General features: G+C 69.4%; 24 protein-coding genes. 6 read left to right on the forward strand and 18 right to left on the reverse strand.

The features are described 5' to 3' along the window. Nucleotides 1-31: 31 nt before the first annotated feature. Complete coding sequence (locus BC793_RS31050) at nt 32-661, forward strand: putative glycolipid-binding domain-containing protein (RefSeq protein ID WP_109598981.1); 630 nt, start codon at nt 32-34, stop codon at nt 659-661. On the opposite strand, the gene BC793_RS49810 is transcribed toward BC793_RS31050, so the two are convergent. From BC793_RS49810 to BC793_RS31070, 4 genes are all read right to left on the reverse strand, one after another. Further along, nucleotides 645-1868: a gluzincin family metallopeptidase gene (locus BC793_RS49810; RefSeq protein WP_158319412.1), complete on the reverse strand. Its 1224-nt coding sequence runs from the start codon at nt 1866-1868 to the stop codon at nt 645-647. The genes BC793_RS31050 and BC793_RS49810 overlap by 17 nt on opposite strands. A 248-nt stretch (nt 1869-2116) precedes the next feature. Beyond that, on the reverse strand, nt 2117-3388 hold the full coding sequence (locus tag BC793_RS31060; protein ID WP_146246506.1) for a gluzincin family metallopeptidase: 1272 nt from the start codon (nt 3386-3388) through the stop codon (nt 2117-2119). 33 nt (nt 3389-3421) lie between these two features. Then, complete coding sequence (cds1, locus tag BC793_RS31065; protein ID WP_373871263.1) at nt 3422-4513, reverse strand: L-cysteine desulfhydrase Cds1; 1092 nt, start codon at nt 4511-4513, stop codon at nt 3422-3424. Between the two features lie 14 nt (nt 4514-4527). Then, nucleotides 4528-4977 (reverse strand): Lrp/AsnC family transcriptional regulator, encoded by a 450-nt coding sequence (locus BC793_RS31070; protein ID WP_109598987.1) that lies wholly within the window; start codon nt 4975-4977, stop codon nt 4528-4530. Between the two features lie 212 nt (nt 4978-5189). On the opposite strand from BC793_RS31070, the gene BC793_RS31075 reads away from it, so the two are divergent. Next, nucleotides 5190-5465 (forward strand): BldC family transcriptional regulator, encoded by a 276-nt coding sequence (locus BC793_RS31075; protein WP_093620031.1) that lies wholly within the window; start codon nt 5190-5192, stop codon nt 5463-5465. Here BC793_RS31075 and BC793_RS31080 read toward each other — a convergent pair. From BC793_RS31080 to BC793_RS31090, 3 genes are all read right to left on the reverse strand, one after another. Then, nucleotides 5462-6085 carry a UbiX family flavin prenyltransferase gene (locus BC793_RS31080; RefSeq protein WP_109598989.1) on the reverse strand — a complete coding sequence of 208 codons (624 nt, stop codon included), beginning with the start codon at nt 6083-6085 and terminating at the stop codon, nt 5462-5464. The two genes, BC793_RS31075 and BC793_RS31080, sit on opposite strands and share 4 nt — an antisense overlap. Before the next feature lie 80 nt (nt 6086-6165). Then, nucleotides 6166-7095: a menaquinone biosynthesis prenyltransferase MqnP gene (gene mqnP, locus BC793_RS31085; protein ID WP_239170389.1), complete on the reverse strand. Its 930-nt coding sequence runs from the start codon at nt 7093-7095 to the stop codon at nt 6166-6168. 50 nt (nt 7096-7145) lie between these two features. Then, on the reverse strand, nt 7146-8606 hold the full coding sequence (locus BC793_RS31090) for a menaquinone biosynthesis decarboxylase (RefSeq protein WP_109598991.1): 1461 nt from the start codon (nt 8604-8606) through the stop codon (nt 7146-7148). Between the two features lie 59 nt (nt 8607-8665). Between BC793_RS31090 and BC793_RS31095 the strand changes: the two genes are divergently transcribed. Continuing rightward, a complete protein-coding gene (locus BC793_RS31095) occupies nt 8666-9514 on the forward strand; it encodes a hypothetical protein (RefSeq protein WP_239170381.1) in 849 nt (282 codons plus the stop codon). Here the strand turns inward: BC793_RS31095 and ccsB are convergent. Genes ccsB through hemL form a run of 6 tightly spaced genes read right to left on the reverse strand, consistent with a single transcriptional unit; the run spans nt 9511 to nt 15379 of the window. After that, entirely contained in the window at nt 9511-10443 is a 933-nt protein-coding gene (gene ccsB, locus BC793_RS31100) for a c-type cytochrome biogenesis protein CcsB (RefSeq protein ID WP_109598993.1), read from the reverse strand. The genes BC793_RS31095 and ccsB overlap by 4 nt on opposite strands. Continuing rightward, the gene (gene resB, locus BC793_RS31105) at nt 10443-12035 is read right to left on the reverse strand and encodes a cytochrome c biogenesis protein ResB (protein ID WP_373871260.1); all 1593 of its coding nucleotides are present in this window, start codon (nt 12033-12035) and stop codon (nt 10443-10445) included. Before resB ends, ccsB begins: the two co-directional genes overlap by 1 nt. Next, nucleotides 12032-12823 (reverse strand): cytochrome c biogenesis CcdA family protein, encoded by a 792-nt coding sequence (locus BC793_RS31110; RefSeq protein ID WP_109598995.1) that lies wholly within the window; start codon nt 12821-12823, stop codon nt 12032-12034. Before BC793_RS31110 ends, resB begins: the two co-directional genes overlap by 4 nt. Then, a complete protein-coding gene (locus tag BC793_RS31115) occupies nt 12823-13383 on the reverse strand; it encodes a TlpA family protein disulfide reductase (RefSeq protein WP_109598997.1) in 561 nt (186 codons plus the stop codon). Before BC793_RS31115 ends, BC793_RS31110 begins: the two co-directional genes overlap by 1 nt. Beyond that, entirely contained in the window at nt 13383-14039 is a 657-nt protein-coding gene (locus BC793_RS31120; RefSeq protein WP_109598999.1) for a histidine phosphatase family protein, read from the reverse strand. Before BC793_RS31120 ends, BC793_RS31115 begins: the two co-directional genes overlap by 1 nt. Further along, nucleotides 14036-15379, reverse strand: a complete 1344-nt coding sequence (gene hemL, locus BC793_RS31125) for a glutamate-1-semialdehyde 2,1-aminomutase (protein WP_109599001.1) — start codon at nt 15377-15379, stop codon at nt 14036-14038. The genes BC793_RS31120 and hemL overlap by 4 nt, the downstream gene beginning before the upstream one ends. A gap of 125 nt (nt 15380-15504) precedes the next feature. On the opposite strand from hemL, the gene BC793_RS31130 reads away from it, so the two are divergent. Continuing rightward, nucleotides 15505-15831: an STAS domain-containing protein gene (locus BC793_RS31130; protein ID WP_109599003.1), complete on the forward strand. Its 327-nt coding sequence runs from the start codon at nt 15505-15507 to the stop codon at nt 15829-15831. A gap of 37 nt (nt 15832-15868) precedes the next feature. On the opposite strand, the gene BC793_RS31135 is transcribed toward BC793_RS31130, so the two are convergent. The 5 genes from BC793_RS31135 to BC793_RS31155 all read right to left on the reverse strand — a co-directional run bounded on the left by BC793_RS31135 (nt 15869) and on the right by BC793_RS31155 (nt 23867). Next, complete coding sequence (locus tag BC793_RS31135) at nt 15869-16660, reverse strand: hypothetical protein (RefSeq protein WP_109599005.1); 792 nt, start codon at nt 16658-16660, stop codon at nt 15869-15871. Beyond that, a complete protein-coding gene (locus BC793_RS31140) occupies nt 16657-17169 on the reverse strand; it encodes a SigE family RNA polymerase sigma factor (protein ID WP_109599122.1) in 513 nt (170 codons plus the stop codon). Before BC793_RS31140 ends, BC793_RS31135 begins: the two co-directional genes overlap by 4 nt. Before the next feature lie 61 nt (nt 17170-17230). Then, complete coding sequence (locus tag BC793_RS50730) at nt 17231-18718, reverse strand: pectate lyase (RefSeq protein ID WP_249037396.1); 1488 nt, start codon at nt 18716-18718, stop codon at nt 17231-17233. 145 nt (nt 18719-18863) lie between these two features. Then, complete coding sequence (locus BC793_RS31150) at nt 18864-19412, reverse strand: response regulator (protein WP_109599009.1); 549 nt, start codon at nt 19410-19412, stop codon at nt 18864-18866. A 60-nt stretch (nt 19413-19472) separates the two neighbouring features. Continuing rightward, nucleotides 19473-23867, reverse strand: coding sequence for a HAMP domain-containing protein (locus BC793_RS31155; RefSeq protein ID WP_109599011.1), 4395 nt, complete (start codon nt 23865-23867; stop codon nt 19473-19475). A 112-nt stretch (nt 23868-23979) separates the two neighbouring features. On the opposite strand from BC793_RS31155, the gene BC793_RS31160 reads away from it, so the two are divergent. Beyond that, nucleotides 23980-26016 (forward strand): SpoIIE family protein phosphatase, encoded by a 2037-nt coding sequence (locus BC793_RS31160; protein WP_109599013.1) that lies wholly within the window; start codon nt 23980-23982, stop codon nt 26014-26016. A gap of 64 nt (nt 26017-26080) precedes the next feature. Next, on the forward strand, nt 26081-26644 hold the full coding sequence (locus BC793_RS31165) for a dihydrofolate reductase family protein (protein WP_109599016.1): 564 nt from the start codon (nt 26081-26083) through the stop codon (nt 26642-26644). Nucleotides 26645-26772 lie beyond the last annotated feature (128 nt).

Here is a 26772-nt window from a genome sequence, read left to right on the forward strand (position 1 = left end):
ACAAAATATAAAAATCGGGTAGGTTACCGGCATGCCGTTGCCGATCGCGGTTTTCTGGGAGCGCAGTGACGTTCCGGGCGCCGAGCATGCCCTGCTGGAGCCGCGCGACGGGCTGTATGCGCAGGGCACTCTGCTGGCCGCCGCCCCGGTCCCGTTCACCTGCCATTACGAGGTGCGGACCGGGCCGGACTGGGCGACCGCCCGGCTGGATGTGCGGGCCGAGGGCGCCGGCTGGGCGCGTGGTGTGCGGCTGGAGTTGGCGGCTGGCCGCTGGCGAGTGACCGGTTCTGAACAGGGTGATCTTGATGCTGAGCTGACCAGAAACGGTCATGCACGGGCGGGTCTACCCGGATGCGACGATCCGGATCTGCTGTACGGCGCGTTCGACGTCGGCCTGAGCGGGTCGGCGCTGTTCGCCACCCTGCCGATTCGCCGGCTCGGCCTGCTCGGGTCGGAGGTGGGCGTGTCGCACCGGCTGAGCGTGGCGTGGGTACTCGTGCCCAGCCTGGAGGTGGTGCAGGTGGACCAGATCTGGACGCCACTGGCCCATGATCAGGTGCGGGTCGCCGACGAGACCAGCAGCGTCGACCTGACCTGTGACGACGAGGGCTTCGTGACGGACCGGCCGGGACTGGCCCGGCGGGTCACAGTCGCTTCTTGATCCAGCTGACGCAGGACTTGTCGACGGTCTTGAACGGTGGGCCGAGAGCGACCTGGGAGGCGACGTCGAGTTCCAGGCCCTCCCGCAGCACCAGCGCGACGAAGTTGAACATCTTCTCCTCGCCGAACTTCTCGGCGATGCAGCCGACCCCGAAATGCCCGGTGGCGTAGAGCCGGGTGACGGTGAGGTCGTCGGACTTCGCGGTGAGCTTCGGCAACGCGATCGTCTTGACGGCGCCCCGACGGGACTGGACGTAGCGGAGCGCGTCACGGCTGTAGCTGTTCTGCGGCTTGCTGGGCTGGTAGCCGATGTACTCGGCGACGCCCTCGATCAGCCACAGATCGTCTTCGGAGTCCCAGTTGCGGGTGTCGTTCAGGGTGACGGCGTGACCCATCTCGTGCTGGACGATCTCGGTAATCTCACGGTCGCTTCCGGACATCGCCTTACTCGCCTTCACGACGATGTCACTGCCGATCCCGTTCAGCGGTAGGTGGTAGGCGACGGACCAGTTCGGGGCCAGGCCTTCGTACCAGGTCTTCCATGCCTTGTCGTCGGCGAGGTAGATCCGGTACTTCTTCTGCGCGTTGTGCAGCTGTGTGCCGTAGCGGTCAGCGACGGCGGCGGCCTTCTCGGCCAGCGGCAGCACCCGGCGCACGTTCGCCGCCTGCGATCCCGGGCCCGCCACGATCACCCGTTGTCCCTGGGCGATGGTCAGAGCGGCCGACTCCCAGGGGGCGGGTTGCAGGTAGTTCTCGACGCCGGAGGCGGCCATTCCGGTGATCACGTAGGAGCCGTTGCGAGGCGTCCAGGTGAGTGTGCTGATCATCACAGGAGCCCCGGCCGTCGGGTCGGACCGGTGGGCGGGGCAGTCGACGCCGCTGAAGCAGTAGTTGAGGTCGACGCGGACCTTCATCGTGGCGCCGTTCATCTTCGGCTGCCCGTCGATGGTCAGGTCGGCAGCGGTGAGGTCGAGCCCTCGCAGGTTCCGGAAGATCGCCCGGTAACGCGTCTGCAGCTTCCGGTCGACCGGGGCGAGCCAGCCCGCCTCGTCACCCTTCATCAGAGCCTGGGCCTGGGCGTCGATCAGGGCGTCGACCTTTTCCAGAGGAGTCGCCGGCGTCGGCGAGGCCGAGGGGGACGCGGAGGCGGAGGCCGACGGGGCCGGGGTGGCGGTGGCCGGCTCCTCCCCCTCCGGCCAGAGGACCACCGCGCCGGCACCCACGGCCAGCGCCAGAACGACCAGTCCGGCGACAAGACCTGACGGCTTCGACGGCGCGGGCGAAGGCGACGACTCCTGCGGAGGCGAAGGCGAAGGCGAAGGCGAAGGCGGAGGGGGAGGGGGAGGGGGGAACGGCGCCGCCGGCGAAGGTGACGGTGCAGGCTCCGGCGACTCATCCATGACCGAGGATCTAACCATGCGTTTCGACCGGTCTCTATCCCGATTCCGGCCCGTGGTCAGACCCGCTGTGTGATCCAGCTGACGCAGGCCTTGTCGACCGTCCTGAAGGGTTTGCCGAAGGAGGCGCGGGCAGCGGGATCGAGGTCCTGGCCGTCCTGGAGGACCCGCTTGGCGAAGTCGAGCATCCGGGCCCGGCCATAGCGGTCGACCAGGCAGCCGACCGCGTAGTGGCCGGTGGCGTAGAGGGTGCTGACCGCCAGATCGTCGGATTTCTCGGTGAGTTGCGGCCGGACGATCGACGTGATGGCACCGTGCTCGTCGAACCAGGCCCGCAACGCGTACCGGCTCTCGGTGTTCTGCGGCTTGCCAGGGAAGAACCCGATGTAGTCGGCGATGCCCTCGATCAGCCACAGGTCCTCGTTCGGGTCCCGGTTCCGGGACGGGACCATGGTGACGGCGTGCGCCATCTCGTGCTGAACGGTGAGGGCCAGCTGGCGATCGGAGTCGAGCACGTGACCGGCCTTGAGGACGATGTCGCTACCGGTCTGGTTCAGGGCGAGGTGATAGCCGACGGCCCATGTCGAGAGTTGTCCGCCGTACCAGCGCTTCCATGATCTGTCGTCGGCGAGGTAGATCCGGTAGCGCACCGGCGGCGCGGTGGTGAAGCGGTCGGTGATGCCGGCGGCCTTCTCCGCGGCGGCCAGCACCCGCTTGAGGTTCTTCGCCTGGCCGGGCGGGCCGGCGACGATGACCCGCGAGCCGCGGACGAACCGCAGTTCGGTGTTCTCCCACGGGGTCGGCTGGAGATGGTTCCCGTCCTCGACGTCGGCGAGCCCGGTGACCACATACTCGCCGTCGCGCTGTGCCAGGGTCAGTTCGTAGAGCAGTTTCGGGGCGCCCTCGTCGACCCGGTTCGCCCAGGCCGGGCACGTCGCGGTGCCGAGGCAGTACCCGAGCATGACCCGGGCGCTGATCGTGCGCTCGGTGCTGCGGCCGAGGATCTCGACGCCGTAGTCGGCCCGGCTGACCTCCAGGTTGCGCAGGTTGCGGTAGATGGCCCGGTACCGGCTCCGCGCCTTCGTGTCGACCGGCGCCAGCCAGCCCTTCTCGTCGCCGCTGAGCAGCGCGTCGATCTGGCCCCGGAGGATCGACCGCACCTGGAGTTCGAGGCGGGTGGGCAGGTCGGGCACGGCGGCGGTCGCCGGCTTGAAGTGGTCGGGCTCAGGCCAGAAGACCACGCTGACGGAGGAGACGGCCAGCAGGAGCACACCGAAGGCACCGAACGCCCGAGCCACCCAGTCCGCAGCCGATCGATGATCCTCCTCCACGAGCCGGATCTAATCACGGTCCGTCGATGCATGTCAGCCCGGCCAGTCACCGTCCTCCATGAATCGCTCAATCACCCGGGAGTAAGGGGGCAATTCGAGCCCCTGCGCGGCCACCCACTCGTCGGAGTAGTAGGTGTCGGCATACCGTTCGCCGCCGTCACAGATCAACGTCACCACCGATCCGGTACGCCCGGCGGCGCGCATCTCGGCGATCAGCCGGAAAGCGCCCCACAGGTTGGTGCCGGTCGACCCGCCGAGTCTCCGGCCGAGGGTCGCCGAGCCGGCCCGCATGGCGGCGAGCGACGCGGCGTCCGGCACGTGGATCATGCGGTCCACGACCGACGGCAGGAACGACGGCTCCACCCGGGGCCGGCCGATCCCTTCGATCCGCGAGCCCCGGTCGGTCACGGTGGTCCAGTCACCGGCCAGGTAAGCCTGCCAGAACGCCGACCCCTCAGGGTCGACAACGCAGACCCTGGTGGCGAGCCGCCGGTATCTCGCGTAGCGGCCGATGGTGGCACTGGTGCCGCCGGTGCCGGCACCGACGACGATCCAGGCCGGGACCGGGTGCCGCTCCAGGGCGAGCTGGCTGTGGATGGACTCGGCGATGTTGTTGTTGCCACGCCAGTCGGTCGCCCGCTCGGCGTAGGTGAACTGGTCCATGAAGTGCCCGCCCAGTTCGGTGGCGAGTCGCCGGGCCTCCGGGACCGCCTGGGTCGCATCGGCGACGAGGTGACAGCGGCCGCCCTGGAACTCGATGAGCGAGATCTTCTCCGGCGACGTGGCAGCCGGCATCACGGCGATGAACGGCAGGCCGAGCATGCGGGCGAAGTAGGCCTCGCTCACCGCGGTCGACCCGGAGGACGCCTCGACGACGGTGCTCTGCGGGCCGATCCAGCCGTTGCAGAGCGCGTACAGGAAGAGCGACCGGGCCAGCCGGTGCTTGAGCGAGCCGGTGGGATGCGACGACTCGTCCTTGAGGTAGAGGTCGATGCCCCAGGAGACCGGCAGCGGGAACGGCAGCAGGTGCGTGTCGGCGGAGCGGTTGGCGTCCGCCTCGACCAGGGCGATCGCATCGCGGGCCCAGTCACGGGCCACACAGTCCGAACGGTCGAATCGGGTGATGTCCATCTCCGGCCTCAGCCCAGGCCGGGCTGCGGACGGTTCTCCCACTTGGTGGAGAGGGCGATCGCGGTCCGGGTCGAGGCGACGCCGGGTGTCCGATTTATTCGCACGATCAGCTGCTCCAGTTCCGCGATCGTGCCGACGCGCACGGTGAGCTGATAGGACTCGACACCGGCCATGAAATAGCAGCTCTCCACCTCGGGCATGGCCCGGACCGCGGTCAGGACGTCGTCGGTGTCCGCGCCGGAGTCCTCGATGATGCCGATGAGTGCGGTGACGCCCAGCCCGATCGCCTCGTGATCGACGTCGGCCCGGTACCCGCGGATGGTCCCGGCGGTCTCGAGCTTACCCACCCGCTCGTGTACGGCGGGGGCCGAGAGCCCGACCTTGCGGGCTAGTTCGGCGTACGACGAGCGTGCGTTCTCCCGTAGCAGGTCGATCAGCCGGAGGTCGATGGAGTCCATGCTTGAAACCCTAATCGGGTGGCGCTCCCGCCTTCACGCCCGGTAGCGGCGAATGGGCGGCAGGATAATGACCACTGTCGCAATCGGGGCTTTTTCCGCATTTCACGGACTTGGTTCAGGGGCGGTGCTCTAATGACTTTACGTCCCGATCGAGCACGCCGACACTCACCGTGACCACGGCCGCTCCAGATAACCAAACCGAGGAGGGGGTTGTGGACACTGGAGATCGTCTGCTGACACCGGGCGAGGTGGCCGCGTTGTTCCGCGTCGACCCTAAGACGGTCACACGTTGGGCCGCCGCCGGGCGCATCGGCAGTATCCGTACTCCGGGTGGACACCGCCGATTCCGTGAGTCAGAAGTTCGCGCATTGCTCGAGGGCGATGGCGTGATCGAGGAGATGCGCGAGGACGACGCCGCGAACAAGCCGCGGAACAACGGTCCGAGCAATCCGGGTTCGGGCTTCGGCCCGCCGAACGGGTTGCGCTAAGCGTTCCTCTCGCCCAATTCACCGGTCCATCTGCGAAAAAGCGTGTGTGGTACGCCCAAAGCGTCCAGCACCTTTCCGGCCACGAAGTCGATCAGTTGTTGTGCCGTCGCGCCGGCCCCGGATCCATAGAATCCGGGGCTGGCCGGCAGCACCACGGCACCGGCGTCGTGCAATCCGATCAGATGTTCCAGGTGACTGCGGGTGACCGGGGTTTCCCGGGGTACGACCACCGTCCTACGGCGCTCCTTCAGATTCACTTCGGCCGCTCGTTGTAGCAGGTCCTTCGACAGCCCGACAGCGATCCCGGCGCACGCCGCGGTGCTCGCCGGAACCACCGCCATGCCGCGCGCCGGGTACGACCCGGAGCTCGGCCCGGCGGCCAGGTCCCCGGCCGGCCAGTAGGCCAGATCGCCGAGATCCCGACCCAGCCAGGCCCCCACGTCGTCCTTCCAGTGCGCGTCCCGGATCGTCGCTCCGGTCTCGTCCAACAGGGTGAGCCGGGCGGCCCGGGAGACGACCAGGTCGACGGACTCGCCGGCGTCCATCAGGGCGGTCAGAACCGCCTTGGCATAGGGGGTTCCCGACGCTCCGGAGACGCCGACGATCCAGGGTTCGCGCATGTGGTCAAGTGTGCCGCTACCCCGCCGCGAGCCGCGCGGAGGTACCGATCTACCCGAGACGGAGACGGTGCCGGTACGGGTTACATCAATGTGGCGACCATCAGCGACCCGAAGCGCCCGTCGACGATCAGCTCGAGGAGCGCGAGGAGGAAGAGGGCGATCGCGATGAACCCGTTCGCCGTGAAGAACGCCCGGTTGATCTTGGAGAGATCCTTCGGTGTCACCACGACGTGCTGGTAGACCAGGCCGGCGCCGGTGATCAGCAGGCCGATCCACCAGAAGAGGCCGAGGCCGACCAGGTGACCGAACCACACGAAGAGCGCGAAACACACCACGTGCGTGACCGTGGAGATGTGCAGCGCGGTCCGGATCCCGAACCGGGCCGGGGTGGAGTGCACGCCGATCCGCCGGTCCACCTCGATGTCCTGGCAGGCGTAGATGATGTCGAACCCGCCGATCCACAGGCCCACCGCGACGCCGAGCACCCAGGCCGGGCCGGAACCGGCGAACGTGCCGGTGACCGCGAGCCACGCTCCGACCGGGGCGACCGCCTGGGCCAGCGCCAGCACGTAGTGCGGGAAGTTCGTGAACCGCTTCGCGTACGGGTAGATGATCAGCGGAATCACGGCCAGCGGCGACAGCAGCAGGCAGAGCGGGTTGAGCAGGCCGGCCGCGACGATCAGGAGCACCAGGGAGATGCCCGCGCCGGTCCAGGCGGTACGCAGACTGACCGCGCCGGTGACCAGCTCCCGGTTCTGGGTGCGCGGGTTCAGCGCGTCGATCCTGCGGTCGAGGATCCGGTTGGCCGCCATCGCGAAGGTCCGGCCGGACACCATGGCGACCGTGACCAGCAGCAGGTCCATCCAGTGCACGCCGGAGCTGACCGTCGTGCCGGACGGCAGGTCGAGGATGACCCGGCCGTCGGTGCTCACGTCACCGACCGGCTGTGCCATCGCGATCAGCGACGACAGGTAGGCGAACGGCAGCGCGAAGATCGAGTGCTCGATCATCACCAGCCGGAGGAAGGCCTTGACCTTGCCGGGCTTCTCCTCGATGGCTGTCACAGCCCGTATTCCTTCCACCGCTTGTCGACCAGGCTGACCACCTCGGGAGACATGGTCATCTCCTCCGGCCAGCCCCGGGTGTAGCCCTCGGTCGGCAGCTTACGGGTGGCGTCGACGCCCGCCTTCCCACCCCAGAACTGCTGGTAGGACGAGTGGTCCAGGTGGTCCACCGGGCCCTCGGTGAGCAGCAGGTCGCGGGCGTAGTCGACGTTGCCGAAAGCCCGGAACGCCACGTCGTTGTAGTCGTGAACGTCACAGTCCTCGTCGACCACCACGATCAGCTTGACCAGCGACAGCAGGTGGGCGCCCCAGATCGCGCTCATCACCTTCTGTGCGTGCTTCGGGTAGCGCTTGCGGATCGACACGATCAGGCAGTTGTGGAAGACACCGGCGGCCGGCATGTCGTAGTCGACGATGTCCGGGATCAGGATCTTCGCCAGCGGGAGGAAGATCCGCTCGGTGGCCTTGCCCAGGCCGTGGTCCTCCTGCGGAGGCTTCGACGTGACGATCGAGTGGTAGACCGGCTTCTTCCGCATGGTCATGCACTCGATGTGCAGCACCGGGAACGGCTCGACCGGGGTGTAGTAGCCGGTGTGGTCGCCGAACGGGCCCTCCGGGTGGCGCTCGCCGGGCTCCAGGTAGCCCTCCAGGACGATCTGCGCCTCGGCCGGGACCTGGAGCGGGACGGTCACGCAGTCGACCATCTCGATCCGCTCGCCCTTGAGGAACCCGGCGAACAGGTACTCGTCGATGTCGCCCGGCAGGGGGGCGCTCGCGGCGTACGACACCACGGGGTCGCAACCGATGGCGACGGCGACCGGAAGTCGCTCGCCCCGCCGCTCCGCCACCGCGTGATGCGCGGTCGAGTCCTTGTGGATCTGCCAGTGCATGCCGAGCGTGTTCTTCGAGTGCTGCTGGAGGCGGTAGAGGCCGAGGTTGCGCTTACCGGTCTCCGGGTGCTTGGTGTGGGTGAGCCCGAAGTTGTGGAAGATGCCGCCGTCGCCGGGCCAGACCTGGAGGCCGGGGAGCAGGCCGAGGTCGACCTGGTCGCCCTTGAGCACGACCTCCTGGCAGGCGGCGTTCTTCACCTTCTTCGGCGGCACCGACTTGAGCTGCAGCACCTTGGCGATGCCCTCACGGATGCCGGACCAGCCCACCGGCAGCTCCGGCCTGGCCAGCGCGCCGATCCGCTCGCCGACCTCGTCGAGCCGGTCCACGCCGAGGGCCATCGCCATCCGCTTCTCGGTGCCGAACAGGTTGATCAGCAGCGGCATGTCGCCCCGGGTCGGGCGCTCGAAGAGCAGCGCCGGACCGCCGGCCCGCACGGTCCGCGTCACGATCTCGCTGATCTCCAGGGTCGGGTCCACCGGCACGGTGACCCGGCGCAGCTCACCCGCGGCCTCCAGGGCGGCGATGAAGCTCTGCAGATCGGCATAGGGGAATCCACGCGGCGCCATACCCCCAGTCTGGCACCAGGTTCCGTCACTGGAGATCCGGGACTCCCGTTGGGGCTTTCATGAGGCTGTGGAACGTGACCCGATGGTGCCTGCCGACCGGTCTGGCCGCGGCTCTCGCGGTCGCCGCCCCGGCGATCTCCGGAACCGCGGCGGGACTGCCCGCATGCGGCACGCCCGGACCGGCCCCGACCAGCCCCCCGACCGGCCCGGCCACCGTGGACAGCCCACGCGCCTGCCGGGTCGGCGGCCCGGTCCTGGAGTCGGAGAGGATCGCCTTCACCCCGGCGGGCTATCACCACCTCGGCGCCGGGACACGCGGCGAGTGGGGCGGGGTGTCCGGCCGGTTCTCGGTGGTGGACGGCTCGATCCGGCCGCAGACCTACGACTTCGTGGTCGGCCGCTTCATGGCGAAACGTGACCTGGGTGGCGGGCGGATCGCCTGGCTGGAGGCGGGATGGTCGGAGACCGGCTGGGCCTCTCCCGGCCGCCAGCACATCTACACGTTCGACACGAACACCAACCGGTGGCAGTTCTACGACCAGTACGCGGTCCGCCCCGGCAGTCAGGTGTGGCTGGACATCAGCACCGACCGGACCGGGCTCTGGCGGGCCTGGCTGTGGTGGAACAACCGGTGGAACCTGCTCACCCAGCAGCGGCTGCCACTGGGGCCGAGCGCCCGGATCGAGCAGTACGTCGAGGTGCACGTCGACGCCACCCGGCAGACCAAGATCGACGTGCCGACGGTGACCGTGGACAACGTGCAGTTACGGCCGGCCGGCGGCGGTCCGGTCCGGTACTGGCGCGAGGACGTCGCGACCGAGACCGCGGCGCCCTCGCGTGGTGGCTTCTGCCTGGACTGGAAGACCCGCTACGACACCTGGACCGCCGGTGACTGCGCCGGTGACTAGGCGTACGAGTGCAGGCCCTCGAAGAAGAGGTTCACGCCGAACAGGTTCATCAGCATCGTCACGAAACCGATGATCGCGATCCAGGTCGCGGTGGTCCGCTTCACGCTGGGGGTGGCCCGGGCGTGCAGGTAGGCGGCGTAGACGATCCACGAGATGAACGCCCACACCTCCTTCGGGTCCCAGCCCCAGTAGCGGCCCCAGGACGCCTCGGCCCACAGCGGCCCGGCGATCAGCGCGCCGAACGTGAACAGCGGGAAGGCGAAGGCGTGCAGGCGGAAGGTGAGCCGCTCCAGCGAGCCGGCGTCACCGACCCGGCGACCCAGCGTGTACGGGAAGCCGCGCTTACCGGAGTCCCACCCGTCCTTGATCAGGAACATCGCGGCCGGCACCGCACCGAGCAGGAAGATGCCGGACGAGATGATGATCGTCGAGACGTGGAAGATGAACCAGTACGAGTTCAGCGCCGGGACCAGCGGGCCGACCGGGGTGTAGGCGACCAGGGCCGCCGCGCCGAGCAGCACCACGAGGATCAGCGAGACCAAGAGTCCCAGGTGGCGGACCGCGGGCTTACGGATCAGCACCCCGGCCCAGACCGCGGCGCCGACCAGGGTCGCGGAGAGGATGTACTCGTACATGTTGCCCCAGGGCATGCGCTCCGCGGCGATCCCCCGGCTGACGGTGGTGCCCAGGTGCAGGGCCAGACCGATCAGGTTGAGGACGACGGCGGACCGGCCGACCCACCGGCTCTTCTCGACCGGAGCCGGGGCCGGCTGCTTGATCGGTGGCCCACCGGCACCGACCAGTTCGCGGGTGGCGGCCCGGCCGATGTGGCTGCTCCGGCCGAACGCGTACTCCGCGGCGTAGCAGACCATGGCCGCCAGGTAGGCCAGCACGGTCAGCGCCATAAGCTGATTGGACAACTCCGCCATCAGGGCGTCCCTTCCTTGATGTGCCGGGTGAGCGCCGCGAACTCATCGCCGAAACCCGCATAGTCGGTGCGGGGCAGGCCGCCGGCCTCGACCGCGCTGCCACCGTCGGCGGGGACCACCCGGAACCAGACCCTACGCCGGTGCACGGAGAGCGAGAGCATCAGCCCGGCCAGGCCCAGAACCGCTCCGACCAGCATCAGGAACTGGGTCGGGTCGTACCGGATGGAGATCGTCGCGAACCGGCGGGTGCCGACGAACTCGAGCGTGGTGCCGTCGTCGAGGGTCCACTTCTCGCCCGGCCGCAGCACGTAGGGCCGCTCGCCGCTGATCTTCTCGAGGTCGCCGTCCTGGATCTGGTCGCGGTTCAGCGCGTACACCGAGCCCGGTTTTCCGGAGTCCAGGCCCAGGTCGCCGCGGTAGGCGGCCAGGTAGAGCACCGGGTTGTCCTCGGCCGGGTATTTCGAGAGGGCACTGCCGTCGTCGCCGCCGGTCGGCAGGTAGACGCCCTCGAATCCCATCTGGAGCTCCGGGTCGCGGGTGTTGGTGGCCGGGTCGATGTTGACGTCCGGGAACTGGACGACGCCCTCGCTGGTCAGCATGTTGTCGGTGGGCAGGAACGCGACCACCTTCTCCTGCGTCGCGCCGAACCGGTCGGTGTAACGCAGCACCGGGGCGTACCCCTGGCCGATCAGGTTGATGTTCGCCCCGGACAGCCGCAGCGGGTCGTTGACCGAGAACGACGTGGCCCGGTAGGCGCCGCCGTCCTCGCTGACCCGCACGTTGGCCCGGAACGACCGGGGGATGCCGTTCTCCTGGAAGGTGGAGTCGAAACCGGTCATCCACAGGCAGAAGTTCGGCAGGTCGGAGGCGTCCACGCGGGGGCCGAGGACCGACTCGTCGTGCTGCGTGACGGCGTTGCAGAAGCCCTGATCCTCGCCCGCGATCAGCAGACGGTTCGCGTGCCAGCCGTACCACTGACCGAAACCGACCCCGACCAGCACCGCCAGCATGGCGAAGTGGAAGAGCAGGTTGCCGGTCTCCTTCAGATAGCCCTTCTCGGCCGCGACCGTCCAGCCGTCCGGCGTCTCCCGCACCCGGGTCCGGAACCGCCTGCGGCGCAGTCGTTTCGCGATCTCCGCGGCCACGGCCGCGGGTTCCTCCGGCCGTCGCCCGCCGTCGGCATGGTGCGGCAGCCGCTCCAGACGCTTCGGAGCATCCGGCGGTACGGTCGTGAGCGCCCGAAAATGATCACGGAGGCGGGGTACGACGCACCCGATCAGCGAGGTGAACAGCAGCAGGTAGATCGCCGCGAACCAGGGTGACGCGTAGACGTCGAAGGCGAAGAACCGGTCCAGGATCGGCGCCAGCTTCGGGTTGGCCGCGAAGTACTCGGAGACGTTCTCCCGGTTCACGCCGCGCTGCGGGAAGATCGAGCCGGGCACGGCCGCGACCGCGAGCAGGAAGAGCAGGATCAACGCGGTCCGCATGCTGGTGAGCTGCCGCCACGAGTTGCGCAGCAGGGCCAGGACCGGGTTGGGGCGCTTCGGCGGCGGCGCGCCGGCCGTGGTGGGCCGGTCCTCGACGACGGTCACAGCAGTGTCTCCTGGCCGAAGTTGAAGGTGGTGAGCAGCCAGATCAGGAAGTGGTCCCAGCCGCCGGTGACCAGGGCCACCCCGACCACGATGAGCAGCACTCCGCCGGTCCGGGTCACCCAGCGGCTGTTGCGCCGGATCGCGGTGAAGACGCCGAGCAGCTTGCGGTAGAAGAGGCCGAACGCGATGAAGGGCAGGCCCAGCCCGAGACTGAAGGCGAGCGCCAGCACGGCGGCCCGGTCGGTCTGCCCGGTCGTGATCGCGAGCATGTTGACCGCGCCGAGCGTCGGGCCGATGCACGGGGTCCAGGAGATCGCGAAGACGGCGCCGAGCACCGGCGCGCCGGCCAGGCCGGCAGCGGGCAATCTGCTGATCCGTGCCTCGCGTTGGAAACCGGGGATCCAGCCGAGGTAACCCACGCCGAGCACGATGATCAGCAGGCCGACGATCGTGTTGAGGAGTTCCCGGTTGGCGGTCAGCTGGAGAGTGATGTTCGCGACCAGGGTGACGGACAGCACGAAGACGACCGCGAAGCCGAGCACGAACAGCAGGCTGCCGAGCAGCACCTTGCCCTTCACGGCCAGCGTCCGGGTCGCGGTGAGGGTGGTGCCCCGGCCCATCACCGTCTCCATGTCCGAACCGGCCAGGCCGGTGACATAGGAGAGGTAGCCTGGGAGCAGCGGCAACACGCACGGCGACAGGATGCTGACCAGGCCGGCCAGCAGGGCCGCGCCGATCGCCAGCACCATCGGCCCGTCGGTCACCACACCCGCGAACGTGTCGCCCATCAGCCGGTCGCCTCCGCCGCGATCTTCTCGACGAGCGGTTGCAGCTCGTCGATCGTGGTGGCCCGCCGGATGGCGGCGGCGATGCGGCCCTGGCGGTCCAGGACGAGCGTGCTCGGGATCGCGTTCTGCGTGACGTCGAACTTCAGCCCGACCTCGCCCCGGAAGTCGTAGACGCTGCCGTAGGTGACCTGGTAGCCCCGCTCGAACGCCTTCGCGGAGTCCCGGTCGTCGCGGGTGTTGACCCCGAGGAAGGTGACGTCGGAGCCCTTGGTCGCCTGGTAGGTGCGTTCCAGGTCGTCGGCCTCGGCCCGGCACGGCGCGCACCAGGAGCCCCAGAAGTTGACCACGACCACCTTGCCGCGGTCGTTCGCGAGGTCGTAGGTCCCGCCGTCGAGCAGCTCCCCGGTGACGCCGGAGACCAGGGGCCGCTGCTCGGGGGTGCACTCCACCACCAGGTTCGTGGTGGAGCACTTCCTGGCCCAGTTCTCCTCGCCGCCGCAGCCGGTCAGGAACCCGGCGGCGGTGACCGCGGCGACGGCGACGGCGACGAGGCGGTGCATCAGGCCCCCTTGGCGGTCTTGGCCGTCGCGGACATGGCGACCAGATGGGCGGCGGGCTCCGAGTAGTCGATACCGACCACCTTGGACCCCTCGAAGCGGAACGAGGTGAGACTCGCCAGTCCGCACTCCCGCTTACGCGGATCGTGCCAGAGGCGCTTGCCCTCGACGTAGCGGCGCAGCGTCCAGATCGGCAGCTGGTGCGAGACGCAGACCGCCTCATGGCCCTCGGCCGCCACCCGGGCGGCCTGCACCGCGGCGAACATCCGCTGCGCGATCACCAGATACGCCTCGCCCCAGGACGGGGTGATCGGGTCACGCAGGACCCACCAGTGACGGGGGTTGCTGAACGCGCCGTCACCGACCGAGACGCGCTTGCCCTCGAAGTAGTTGGCGCTCTCGATCAGCCGGACGTCCGACGCGATGTCCAGCTTGAACTCGGCGGCGAACGGCGCGGCCGTCTCCTGCGCGCGCTCCAGCGGGCTGGCCACCACGTGGGTGATGTCCCGGCCGGCCAGCACCTCGACGGCCGCCTTCGCCATCTGGTTGCCCAGTTCGGAGAGGTGGAAGTCGGGCAGCCGCCCGTACAGGATCTGGGTGGGGTTGAAGACCTCGCCGTGCCGCAGCACGTGCACCGTGGTCCTGGTCGGCTCGCTCAAGATTGCGCCCCCGCGGCGGCTCGGGCCGCGAGCGGCGCCGCGGCGGCGATGTGTTCCAGCGCTGCATCGTCGATCGCCGTCGACACGAACCACGACTCGAAGGCGCTCGGCGGCAGGTAGACGCCGTTGGCCAGCATGGTGTGGAAGTACGCCTTGAACGCGGCCGCGTCCTGCGTCTTCGCGGAGTCGTAGTCGACGACCTCGTCCTCGGTGAAGAAGATCGAGAACATGTTCCCGGCGTACTGCAACCGGTGCGGCACGCCCGCGGCGGCCAGCGCGTCGGCGCAGAGCGAGCCGATCGTGCCGGACAGCTCGTCCAGCCGCTTGTAGGTCGCCTCGTCGGCGAGCCGCAGCGAGGCGAGACCGGCCGCGCAGGCCAGCGGGTTACCGGAAAGGGTGCCGGCCTGGTAGACCGGGCCGGCCGGGGCCAGCCGCGACATGATGTCCCGGCGGCCGCCGAACGCCGCGGCGGGCAGACCACCGCCCATCACCTTGCCGAAGGTGAACAGGTCGGCGTCGACCGGGTGCAGCCCGGCCCAGCCGCCGGCGGAGACCCGGAAACCGGTCATCACCTCGTCGAGGATCAGCAGAGCGCCGTGCCGGTGCGCGATCTCGGCGAGCTGCTCGTTGAAACCGTCCCGCGGGGTGATCACACCCATGTTGCCGGGCGCCGCCTCGGTGATGACGGCGGCGATCTCGCCACCCTCGGCGGCGAAGGCGGCTTCCACGGCGGCGATGTCGTTGTACGGCAGGACGATCGTCTCGCCGGCCGCCGCGCCCGTGACACCGGGCGAGTCCGGCAGGCCGAGGGTGGCGACGCCGGATCCGGCCGCGACGAGCAGTGCGTCCACGTGACCGTGGTAGCAGCCGGCGAACTTCACCACCTTGGACCGGCCGGTCCAGCCGCGGGCCAGCCGGATCGCGGTCATGGTCGCCTCGGTGCCCGAGTTGACCAGCCGGACCTCGTCGATCGAGGTACGCCGGACGATCTCCTCGGCCAGGTCCACCTCACCGGCCGTCGGGGTGCCGAAGCTGGTCCCGAGAGCCGCGGCCCGCTGCACCGCCTCGATGATCTCGGGGTGCGCGTGGCCGTGGATCAGCGGGCCCCAGGAGCAGACCAGGTCGACGTATCGTCGCCCGTCCGCGTCGGTGAGCCAGGGGCCGGAGCCCGAGGCCATGAACCGGGGCGTACCGCCGACCGCACGGAACGCACGCACAGGTGAATTCACCCCGCCGGGCACGATGGCCTGGGCGCGGTCGAACAGGGCCTGGGAGACCGGGGCGTCCTCCGGGTACGGAAGCCCGCCGGTGGGATATGTCGTGGTCACAGCAGTCCCCATTCTGTCAGCGGCATGGAACGAGTATTGCGAGAGGGTTCTTCACGTCATCGGATGATGTCCGCCGAGCACCTGGCCTGACCGTGCCGGACGGGCTGATTCGCCCCGAAGAGGATAGGCTGACCGGCGTGGAACGACCCGAGCTGTCCATCGCGGTTCAGCGCGCACCCGATGAGGTGACGATTCAGCTCACCGGCGAGATCGACGTGCTCACGGTCACCGAGTTGTCCACGGTCGTCAATGAGCTCGTGGTCGATGACCAGCTCAATCGCATCGTGCTCGACATGTCGGGCGTCACGTTCTGTGACTCGCAGGGCCTGGGCACGCTGGTGGTGCTGAGCCGAAAAGCACAGCACGCGCAGATCGTTCTGGCCCTCGCGAACGTCGGCGACTTCCTGATGCGTGTGCTCGACATCACGGGCCTGCGTTCGGCTCTGATGATCAGCCCGAACTGAGTTCCCCCGGCCGGATCCCGTCGGCCGGGGGAAGGTCTCAGCGGAAGTCCCCGCTGACCGCCGGCGCCGCTCCGCCCTCTGTGGTCGCCGCCGCGGCGTAGGTGTCGCCGCCCGCGGCCCGTCCGCCCTCGCGGTGCGTGTACCGCGCGGAGAACGTGTACGTCCCCGGCTCCAGGGTGTCCCCGGAGGAGAGCACGAACCGGTAGACGTAGGCGCCCGGCTCCTCGGTGACCGTGCTGGTCACGCTCGCACCGGGCACCTGCTGGCTGCCTCCGCGAGCCACCAGGTCCGGGGTGCGGGCGAGCCGGATCGTCACCTCCAGGGCGGTGAGCCGCTCGCTCGCCGTCACCGTCACGACGCTGCCGCCCTGGGAGTCACCGTCCGGGACGACCGAGCCGTCCGACCACAGGGCGCCCTGTGTGGTGGCCGGGCCACCGGTCGAGAGCGACGGACTCGGTGACCGGCCGGGCGGCCGGGACTTCGGCGGGCGGCTGAGCGACTGGCTGGGTTTCGTCGTGGGCCCGGTCGCGCTCGGCGACGGTGTGACGCTCGGCGACGGTGACACCGGGACCACCGCGGTCGGGGCGGGTTCCGGACGGTTCTCACCGTCGCCGGCGACCGCCCACTGGGCGAAACCGCCACCGCCGAGGACCGCGGCGACCGCGATGGCGGCGCCGGTGATCCGCAGGCGAGGGCCGGGCCGGTCCTTCGCCGCCTGATGGCGCATCGCGGTCCGGGTGATCCGGTCGAGCATCGCCTCCCGGTCGGGACGGTGCGCCGCCGCCTCGGCGCGTAATGCCGCGCGCAGCTCGGATTCGATGAGCGTCATCGCGCCGCCTCCCAACCGTCGATTCGTGCGAGAGCGACACTGCTGCCGCCGAGTAGTTCCGCGAGTTGCCGGGCGCCGCGCGAGGTCGCGCTCTTGACCGCCCCGACCGAGATGCCGAGGATCGTGGCGACCTCTTTCTCGGAGAGGTCGAACGAGTAGCGCAGCACCACGCAGGCCCGCCGCCGGTGCGGGAGCCGCCGTAACGCGCCGCGCACGTCGACGACGGCCGAGACGTCCGGGTCGAGGGCCCGGCGCAGCGGTTCCAGGGTGAGCAGCCGTTCCCGGCTGCGGCGCCGGACCCAGTTGCGGGCCAGGTTCATCAGGATGCCGTGCCCGTAGGCGGCCGGGTCGTCGGCGGCGGTGACCCGGTCCCAGTGCCGCCACACCTCGGTGAGCGCATCGGCGGCCAGGTCGTCGGCGATCTCCGCCTCACCCGTCATCAGATAGGCGAGCCGTGACATGGAGTCGTGGTGCCGCTCGAAGTACTCGCGGAAGGCGGTGTCGCGCATCGGCATCCCTGTGGTTCGCGGGCCGTGGCCGCCGGCAAGAGCCTCCGGCGGCCACGGACGATCACTTGAAGGTGATGGCGGACTCGTTGTAGATGCAGTTGACGCCGTCCGGGCCGGTGCCGATCTTGGTCGGCTCCTTGCCGGAGCTGTTGCCGGTGAACTTGACGCAGATGTCCAGGCTCTTCTTGCCGACCACGGTGACGCCGGAGATCCTGGCGGTGTCGCCGAAGTTGGCGTTGATGCCGACCAGGCTGCCGGCCGGGGCGGTGACGACGACATTCTGCACGACTACCGCGCGCTTGTGCTGGGTCGAGCAGTTGCCGCACGAGCGGTAGAGCTTGCCGAAGTCCTCGACCTGGAAGTTCTTGATGGTCAGCGTGCCGCCGCCGTTGTGCTGGAACACCTTGTCGTCGGCACCCCTGGCACCGCCGCCGTCCACGGTGTACGTCGCCGACGCGCCGCCCTTGAAGGTGGCCGCGTCCTCACCGACGTTCTCCCACCACACGTTGATCAGCGTGCAGGATCCGGAGCAGTGGATGCCGTCGGCGGCCGGGGCGCCGAGGATGACGTTCTTCAGGACCGCGCCGTCGGCGAGCTTGAAGAGCGGGTCCTGGCCCTCGTCCTGGCCGTCGCCGCCGAGCGCACCGCTGCCGAAGTAGCGGACGTTGCCGCCGTCCAGGGTGCCGGAGACCGGAATGGTGGCGGTGACCGGCTTCGAGCCGGTCGCGGTGGGCCACGACGCGGTCGGGCTGGTCGCGGTCGGGGTGGCGGTGGCCGTCCTGGTGGCCGTCGGCGACGCGGTCGGGGTCTTGGTCGCGGTCTTGGTGGCGGTCGGGGTCGCCGTGGCCGTCCTGGTCGCGGTCGGCGTCGCGGAGGCCGTCCTGGTCGCGGTCGGCGAAGCCGTAGTCGGGGAGCCGGCGCCCAGCGGGTTCACCGCCACGTCGTCGAACTCGGCCGAGGCGAAGCTGGTGACCAGGCCGATCCGGCCGGTACCGGTCAGCGAGCCGGTTCCGGAGGCGACCTTGGCGCCGTCGACGTAACCGGTGACGCTGCTGCCCGAGACGTCCACCTTCAGGGTGTGCCAGGCGGCCGGGTCGCTGACCGCGGCCGCGCCGAGGACGGTGACCGCGCTGCCCTTGACCGACTGGAGTTCGGCCTTGCCGGCCGAGGTGAGGGCGAGACGGTACATCGTGGAGGAGCCGCTGGCCCGGGCCGCGACACCGGCCAGGCCCTTGCTGAGGTCGAGGCCCTTGACCTTGGCTTCGACCGAGTAGTCGGCCCAGGACGTCTCGCCGGCGAAGACCCGTGCGAGTTCGCTGTCGGCCTTGGCCTGCCGGTAGACCTTGGAGCCGTCGGAGACCACGGACCAGGTGCCGCCCGACTTCGACCAGTTGCCCGCGCCATTCTCGAAGTCGTCGCTGAACAGCGTGCTCGCCGACGCGGACGGGACGAGGACGGCGACCAGTGCGGTGACGGCTCCGGCCGCTCCGGCCGCGCCGAGACCCGCGACCAGACGACGGCGACGCCGGCTCGGGGTCGCGTGGGGCATTGCGTGCCGCATGTTGCTCCTACTCAGGGGGATGAGGCCACCGTCGTGACGGCGGGCGTCGCATGATCAAGCGATCACGCCCCGGTAGTGGTGCGGCTGCCCGGCAAAGTTGCCAGTAGTGACCCAGGTCACATTTTTCTCGGGATCAGTCTCCCCAGCGGGCCTTGTCCAGCAGGTCGAGCGCCTCGGCGGCGGCCTGCTCGCCGCCGGCCCGCAGCACCCGGGCCGCCTCGTCGACCGTCCCGGTCAGCCGCTGCCACTGGGCCTCGCGCTCCTTGGAGGCTTCGGCCTGCGACTTGAGCTGCTGACTCTTCATCCACAACTCGACGAAGATGGAGACCTTCGCCCGGAGCACCCACGGGTCGAAGGGCTTGGTCAGGTAGTCGACGGCGCCGACCGCGTAACCCCGCAGGGCCAACTGTGCGTCCCGGTCGGCGGCGGTCAGGAACAGGATCGGCACGTGCCGGGTGCGTTCCCGGCGCTTGATGTGGCTCGCCGTCTCGAAGCCGTCCATGTTGGGCATGTGCGCGTCCAGCAGGATCACCGCGAAGTCGTCGGTCAGCAACTGCTTGAGCGCCGCCTCGCCGCTCTCCACGGCGACCGCCGTCACGGGCAGGCCCTGGAGAATCGCCTCCAGGGCCAGCAGGTTGTCCCGCCGGTCGTCGACCAGCAGCGCCTTGGCACGCTCACCCACCCGTGCTCACCTCACCCACCGGTAGTTCCCTTCCATGGCGCTACCCCGTTCCGGCTGGTCTCAGCCGTCTTTCCGGGATCCTGTTCCCCCCGCGTTCACCCAGCGGTCCATCAGTTCGATCAGTTCGTCCAGATCGACCGGTTTGGTGATGTAGTCACTCGCCCCGGCAGCGAGGGCCGACTCCCGGTCACCCGGCATCGCCTTCGCCGTGAGGAAGACTACCGGTAGGTCCCGGAAACGCTGATTGCGCCGGATTCCCCGGGTGGTCTCGTAGCCGTCCTGGTCCGGCATCATCGCGTCCATCAGCACGATGTCGATCTCCGGGTGCTCGGCCAGGATCCGAACACCGTCCACCCCGTTGTCCGAGTACAGCACGTGAAGTCCATGCATCTCGAGGGCACTCGTCAGGGCGAAGACGTTACGCACGTCGTCGTCGACGATCAGGACCGTGACACCCTCCAGTTTCCGGCCCGCCGGGCTCACCGACTGCTTCTCCTCGACCCGCGGCGGCATCTCCATCAGCGGCAGGCCCAGTGAGGCCGCCGGGCGTACCGAGATGGCCTTCGCCGGCACCGGCGGCAGCACCGGCATCGGGATCGCGTCCGCGGTCAGCGCCTCCGGCATGTAGAGCGTGAACGTCGAGCCCTCACCCGGGACCGAGGAGACCGTGATGGTACCGCCGAGCAGCGCGGCGAACTCGCGGCTGATCGACAGGCCCAGACCGGTGCCGCCGTACTTGCGGGTGGTGGTGCCGTCGGCCTGCTGGAACGGCTCGAAGATGATCGCCAGTTTCTCGTCGGAGATGCCGATGCCGGTGTCGGCCACGGCGAACGCCACCACCTGCTGCGCCGAGTGCAGCATCGGCGGCGCGTCGACGTCGGCGGCGAGCGCGGTCGCGTAGATGCTCAGCGTCACCGATCCGTTGTCGGTGAACTTGACCGCGTTCGACAGCAGGTTGCGCAGGATCTGCTGGAGGCGCTGCGGGTCGGTGACGATCGAGTCGGGCAGTTCGGGCGCCACGTCCACCCGGAAGTCCAGGCCCTTGACCTCCGCCTGCGGCACGAACGCCTGCTCGACGTAGCTGCGGATGCCGTCGAAGTCGACCACGTCCGCCTCGACGTCCATCCGGCCGGCCTCGATCTTGGACAGGTCCAGGATGTCGTCGATCAGCGACAGCAGGTCCGAGCCCGCACTGTGGATGGTCTTGGCGAACTCGATCTGCTTGCCGGTCAGGTTGCGCTCGGTGTTGTCGGCGAGCAGGCGGGCCAGCAGGAGCAGCGAGTTCAGCGGGGTCCGCAGCTCGTGGCTCATGTTGGCGAGGAACTCCGACTTGTACGTGTTCGCCCGCGACAGCTGCTGCGCCTTCTCCTCCAGGCCGAGCCGGGCCAGCTCGATCTCCCGGTTCTTCAGCTCGATGTTCGCCTTCTGATCGCTGAGCAGCTTGGCCTTGTCCTCGAGTTCGGCGTTGGTGCGCTGCAACTCGGCCGACTGGTCCTGCATCTCCCGGGCCAGCCGCTGCGACTGGGCGAGCAGCGCCTCCGTACGCCGGTTGGCCTGAATGGTGTTGAGAGCGATCCCGATCGTCGCGACCAGCCGCTCCAGGAACGTCAGGTGCAGCCCGGAGAACGCCGCCACCGAGGCGAACTCGATCACGCCGAGCATCTCGCCCTCGAACAGGACCGGCAGCACCACCAGGTCGTTCGGCGGCATGGCGAGCAGCCCGGACCGCATCGTCAGTATTCCGTCGTGGGTGGCGCGTACCCGAATGGTCCGGCGGGAGACCGCGGCCTGGCCGACCAGGCCCTCCCCCGGCCCGAAGATCACGTCGTGGTCGCGGGCGACGTAGCCGTAGGCGGCGTTGAGCCGCAGACGGGTGACCGCCTCCTCGTTGTCGACCAGGAAGAACGCGCCGAGCTGGCCGTCGACCAGCGGCGTCACCTCGGTCATGATCATGCGGCAGACCTCGCCAACGTCCCGCTGCCCCTGGAGCAGACCACCGATCCGGGCCAGGTTGGAGTCGAGCCAGCCCTGCTCCGCGTTCGCCTTCGTGGTGTCGCGGAGCGTGACGATCATCCGGTTGATGTTGTCCTTCAGCTCGGCGACCTCGCCCTGCGCCTCGACCGCGACGCTCTGGGTCAGGTCACCGCGCGTCACGGCGGTGGACACCTCGGCGATGGCACGCAGCTGGATGGTCAGGGTGGAGGCGAGCTGGTTCACGTTGTCGGTGAGGTCGCGCCACGTACCGGAAACGCCCTTGACCTGGGCCTGACCGCCGAGCTTGCCCTCCGAGCCGACCTCGCGGGCCACCCGGGTCACCTCGTCGGCGAACGACGACAACTGATCGACCATCGTGTTGACGGTGTTCTTCAGCTCCAGGATCTCGCCGCGCGCGTCGACGGTGATCTTCTGCGACAGGTCACCCTTGGCCACGGCCGTGGTGACCGAGGCGATGTTGCGCACCTGAGCCGTCAGGTTGGACGCCATGTAGTTGACGTTGTCGGTCAGGTCACGCCAGGTGCCGGCCACCCCGCGCACCTGCGCCTGACCGCCCAGGCTGCCCTCCGAGCCCACCTCGCGGGCCACCCGGGTCACCTCGTCGGCGAACGACGACAACTGATCGACCATCGTGTTGACGGTGTTCTTCAGCTCCAGGATCTCGCCCTGCGCGTCGACGGTGATCTTCTGCGACAGGTCACCCTTCGCCACCGCCGTGGAGACCTGGGCGATGTTGCGCACCTGACTCGTCAGGTTCGACGCCATCGAGTTGACGTTGTCGGTCAGGTCGCGCCAGGTGCCGGCCACCCCGCGCACCTGGGCCTGGCCGCCGAGCTTGCCCTCGGTGCCCACCTCGCGGGCCACCCGGGTCACCTCGTCGGCGAACGACGACAGTTGATCGACCATCGTGTTGACGGTCGATTTGAGCTCCAGGATCTCGCCGCGCGCGTCGACGGTGATCTTCTGCGACAGGTCACCCTTCGCCACGGCCGTGGTGACCGAGGCGATGTTGCGCACCTGACTGGTCAGGTTCGACGCCATGTAGTTGACGTTGTCGGTGAGGTCGCGCCACGTACCAGAAATGCCTTTGACCTGGGCTTGTCCGCCCAGTTTGCCCTCCGAGCCGACCTCGCGCGCGACACGCGTCACCTCGTCGGCGAACGACGACAGCTGATCGACCATCGTGTTGACGGTGTTCTTCAGCTCCAGAACCTCGCCGCGCGCGTCGACGGTGATCTTCTGCGACAGGTCACCCTTGGCGACCGCCGTGGAGACCTGTGAGATGTTCCGCACCTGGGCGGTCAGGTTCGCGGCCAGCTGATTCACGTTCTCGGTGAGGTCACGCCAGGTGCCGGAGACACCGCGGACCTGGGCCTGCCCCCCGAGCCGGCCCTCGGTACCCACCTCACGCGCGACCCGCGTCACCTCGTCGGCGAACGACGACAACTGGTCGACCATCGTGTTGACGGTGTCCTTGAGCTCCAGGATCTCGCCCTGCGCGGCCACCGTGATCTTCTGCGACAGGTCACCCTTCGCCACCGCCGTGGAGACCTGGGCGATGTTGCGCACCTGGCTCGTCAGGTTGGAGGCCATCGAGTTCACCGAGTCGGTGAGGTCCTTCCAGGTGCCGGCCACGTTCGGCACATCGGCCTGGCCGCCCAGCTTGCCCTCGGTGCCCACCTCGCGGGCCACCCTGGTCACCTGCTCGGCGAAGAGCCGGAGCGTGTCGGTCAGCCCGTTCATGGTGTCGGACAGTTCGGCGACCTCGCCGCGGGCCGACACGGTGATCTTCTGCGACAGGTCGCCGCGGGCCACCGCCGTCGCCACCTGTGAGATGGACCGCACCTGGTGCGTCAGGTTCGACGCCATCGTGTTCACCGAGTCGGTGAGGTCCTTCCACGTGCCGGCCACACCACGCACGTCGGCCTGACCGCCCAGCTCGCCCTCGGTGCCCACCTCACGCGCCACACGGGTCACCTCGTCGGCGAACGACGACAGCTGATCCACCATCGTGTTCACGGTCCGGCCGATCCGCAGGAACTCACCACGCAGCGGGCGGCCGTCCATCTCCAGCGCCATGTGCTGCGACAGATCACCCTCGGCCACCGCCACGATGACCCGGGAGATCTCCGTGGTGGGCCGGGCCAGGTCGTCGATCAGCGAGTTCACCGACCGGACGCTGTCCTCCCACGAGCCGTCCAGGCCCTCCTCGTCGAGGCGCTCGGTGAGCCGGCCGTCCCGGCCGACGATGCGGCTTATCCGGCGCAGATCCAGATTCTGCCGCTCCTGCAACGAGACGACCTCGTTGAACGCCTCCGCGACCGCCCCGGCCGTACCGCCCCGGCGGGGCAACCGGACCTTCAGATCGCCACGGCGCACACGGCGCAGCGCGTCGGCGAGTTCGCCGAGCAGAACGGTCTCGTCGGGAACGCCGACGCTGGCCTCTTTCGCCGCAGTCATGGTGTCCTCACTTGCTGTCGACTCCCGGGGGCTACCTATCCTCTCTCGCCCGACCGGGTCAATGCGAGACACGACTTTGTGCATCCACCCTTCGACGGGAGAGGATGCATGGGTGCCAGCCGAGGTCGGAACGAGGACGAGCATCCCGTCGGGAGCCCCGTCCGAGGCGCTGGTGCGCCGGACCAGGTTGCCCAACGACCGGCGGACCCCCGCGGCGGCCCGCGCGCTGGTCCGGTCCGTGCTCGAGGAGACCGGGCTGGTCGGCCTGCTCAACGAGGCTCTGCTGCTCACCACCGAGCTGTCCACCAACGCCGTGGTGCACGCCAACACCGAGCTGGAGATCGAGGTCTCGGCCGACCCGGGCGGGCTCACCGTCACCGTCACCGACTTCGCCTCCGGGCCCGTCGAGCAGCTCACCATCGGCCCCAAGAACGAGACCTCGGAGATCGGCGAGGTCGCCGAGCGGGGCCGTGGCCTGCTGCTCGTCGACCACTTCGCCAGCCGCTGGGGCACCGTTCACGAGGGCGACGGCAAAGGCGTCTGGTTCCGGATCGACCAGCGGGAGGGCGCCGGCGTCCCGGTCCGCCTGCCCAACGTCTCCGAGACCCCGAGCCTCGGCGCGCTCACCGGGCTGCTGCGCAGCGGCACCGACCGGCACTCCGACGAGGGCCTGGCCGACCTGGCCGCCGACCTGCTCTCCCGGCTCGCGCGCCTCACCGGCGCGGCCGGCGGTGTGGTCCGGCTCGACCGGGGCGACGGCATAGGCAGACAACTTCTCGCACGGTACGGTCGGGCGCCCCGCGACAACGCCGACACCATCCGCGTGCCCCTGGCCGTGCAGAGACCCTATGCGGGCGAACTCGAACTCGACGCCGCCCCCGAGGGATACGCCCTGGCCCTGGCCACCATGGTCGCCGAGCGGTTCGCCCTGCATCTGGAAAATGACCGGTTGCGCCGCGCCGACATCCGCCGGCAGACCTGGATCACGTTCCTCGCCGAGGCCAGCGAGCTGCTCGCCCAGTCCCTCGACGTCAACCTGACGATGGCCCTGATCCCGCAGCTGGTGGTCCCGCGGCTCGGCCAGTGGTGCGCCGTGCACACCACCGACGCGTGGGGCCGCCTGCAACTCGCCGCCGCCACCCACGCCGACGAGTCCGTGCTGGCCCAGCTGCACGCGACCCTCGCCGAGCCCGGGCCCGAGTCGCTGCTGGCCCGGCTGGAGGAGTCGTCCCGCCTGGGCACCCAGGTGATGTTCAACTCACCGCTGGAGGGCTATGCGGTGCCGCTGGTGGCCCGTGGCGCCCGGCTCGGCACCCTCGCCGTCGGGCGGCACCCGAAACACCGGCACGACGCCGACGAGGTCGCCGTCCTCGAAGACGTGGCCCGGCGGGCGGCGCTCGCCATCGACAACGCGCGCATCCACGACGAGCGGCGGACGGTCGCCCGTACCCTCCAGGCGTCGCTGCTGCCCCCGGCCCTGCCCCGGGTCGACGGCATCGGTTTCGCGGCCGAGTATGTGCCGACCGGCTCCGAGGTGGGCGGCGACTTCTACGACGTCATCCCGTCCGGCGACGACCAGTGGCTGGTCGTGGTCGGCGACGTCTCCGGCAAGGGCGTGCAGGCGGCCACCGTGACCGGCCTGGTCCGCGACGTGATCCGGATCCTCGTCGACGACGGCAAGGCGCTCAGCGAGATCCTATGGCGGGTCAACCGGACCCTCGTGCAGCGCGGCGGCGGACGATACTGCACGCTCGCGATGGCGTCGGTGACCCGGCAGCCGACCGGCGCGCTCACCGTCTGCCTGCACCTGGCCGGGCACGACCGGGCGGTGCTGGTCCGCGCCGACGGTAAGACCGCGTTCGTCGGCGAGGGCGGCACCGCACTCGGCCTGCTGGAGACGATCACGTCACCGGATGTGACGATCACCCTGGACTCCGGCGACTCACTGATCTTCTACACCGACGGGGTCACCGAGCGCCGGCGCGGCCGCGAGCTCTTCGGATCCGCCCGGCTGAAGGAGGCCTCGGCCCCCCTGGCCGGCTACCCGGCGGACGTGATGGCGGCCCGGATCCGCTCCACCACGATCAACTTCTCGGTCGAGGAACCCCGCGACGACATCGCGATCCTGGTCCTCCGCAACGACGCCTGACCCCGTCCCCCTCGCCCCCTTCACGGCCGTGTTCCTGTCAGACCCCCGTGGCAGGGTGTCGGTCATGGCGAAGACGCAGTACTTCACCGCGACCACGATCGACGGCTTCATCGCCGACGAGCACAACTCACTGGACTGGCTCTTCGAGGTCGACGACAAGGCCGGCGAGAATCCGTTCGCATCGTTCTTCGAGGGTGTCGGCGCGTTCGCGATGGGCGCCACCACCTACGAGTGGGTGCTCGCCCACGAGAACGCACTGGAAAACCCGTCCTCCTGGCTGGAGCCCTACGGCGACACCCCGGCATGGATCTTCACTCACCGTGAGCTGCCGGTCGTCCCAGGAGCAGACCTCCATTTCGTACGGGGTGACGTACGCCCCGTCCACGCCGAGATGACCGCGGCCGCCGCCGGAAAGAACATCTGGCTCGTCGGCGGCGGTGAGCTGGTCGCCCAGTTCGCCGACCACGGCCTCCTCGACGAGGTGATCCTCGGCGTCGCGCCGGTGACCCTGGGTGCCGGAGCCCCTGTCCTGCCTCGCCGCATCACATCGTCCCGGTTCGCCTTGACCAGCACCCGCCAGGTGGGCCAATTCGCCTACCTCACCTACGACCTCCGGCCACCGGTCTGACGGCGCCTTTCCCGCCGCCGTCGGGCCTTGTCCGGCCGCCGGACTCCGTTTCCTGCCACAGCCTGCGCCTGTCCCGGCAACCGGATTCCGTTTCCCGCCGCCCTTGTCCCGGCCACCGGACTCCGTTT

It is taken from the genome of Actinoplanes xinjiangensis (assembly GCF_003148685.1).
In the GTDB taxonomy this organism is placed as follows: domain Bacteria; phylum Actinomycetota; class Actinomycetes; order Mycobacteriales; family Micromonosporaceae; genus Actinoplanes; species Actinoplanes xinjiangensis.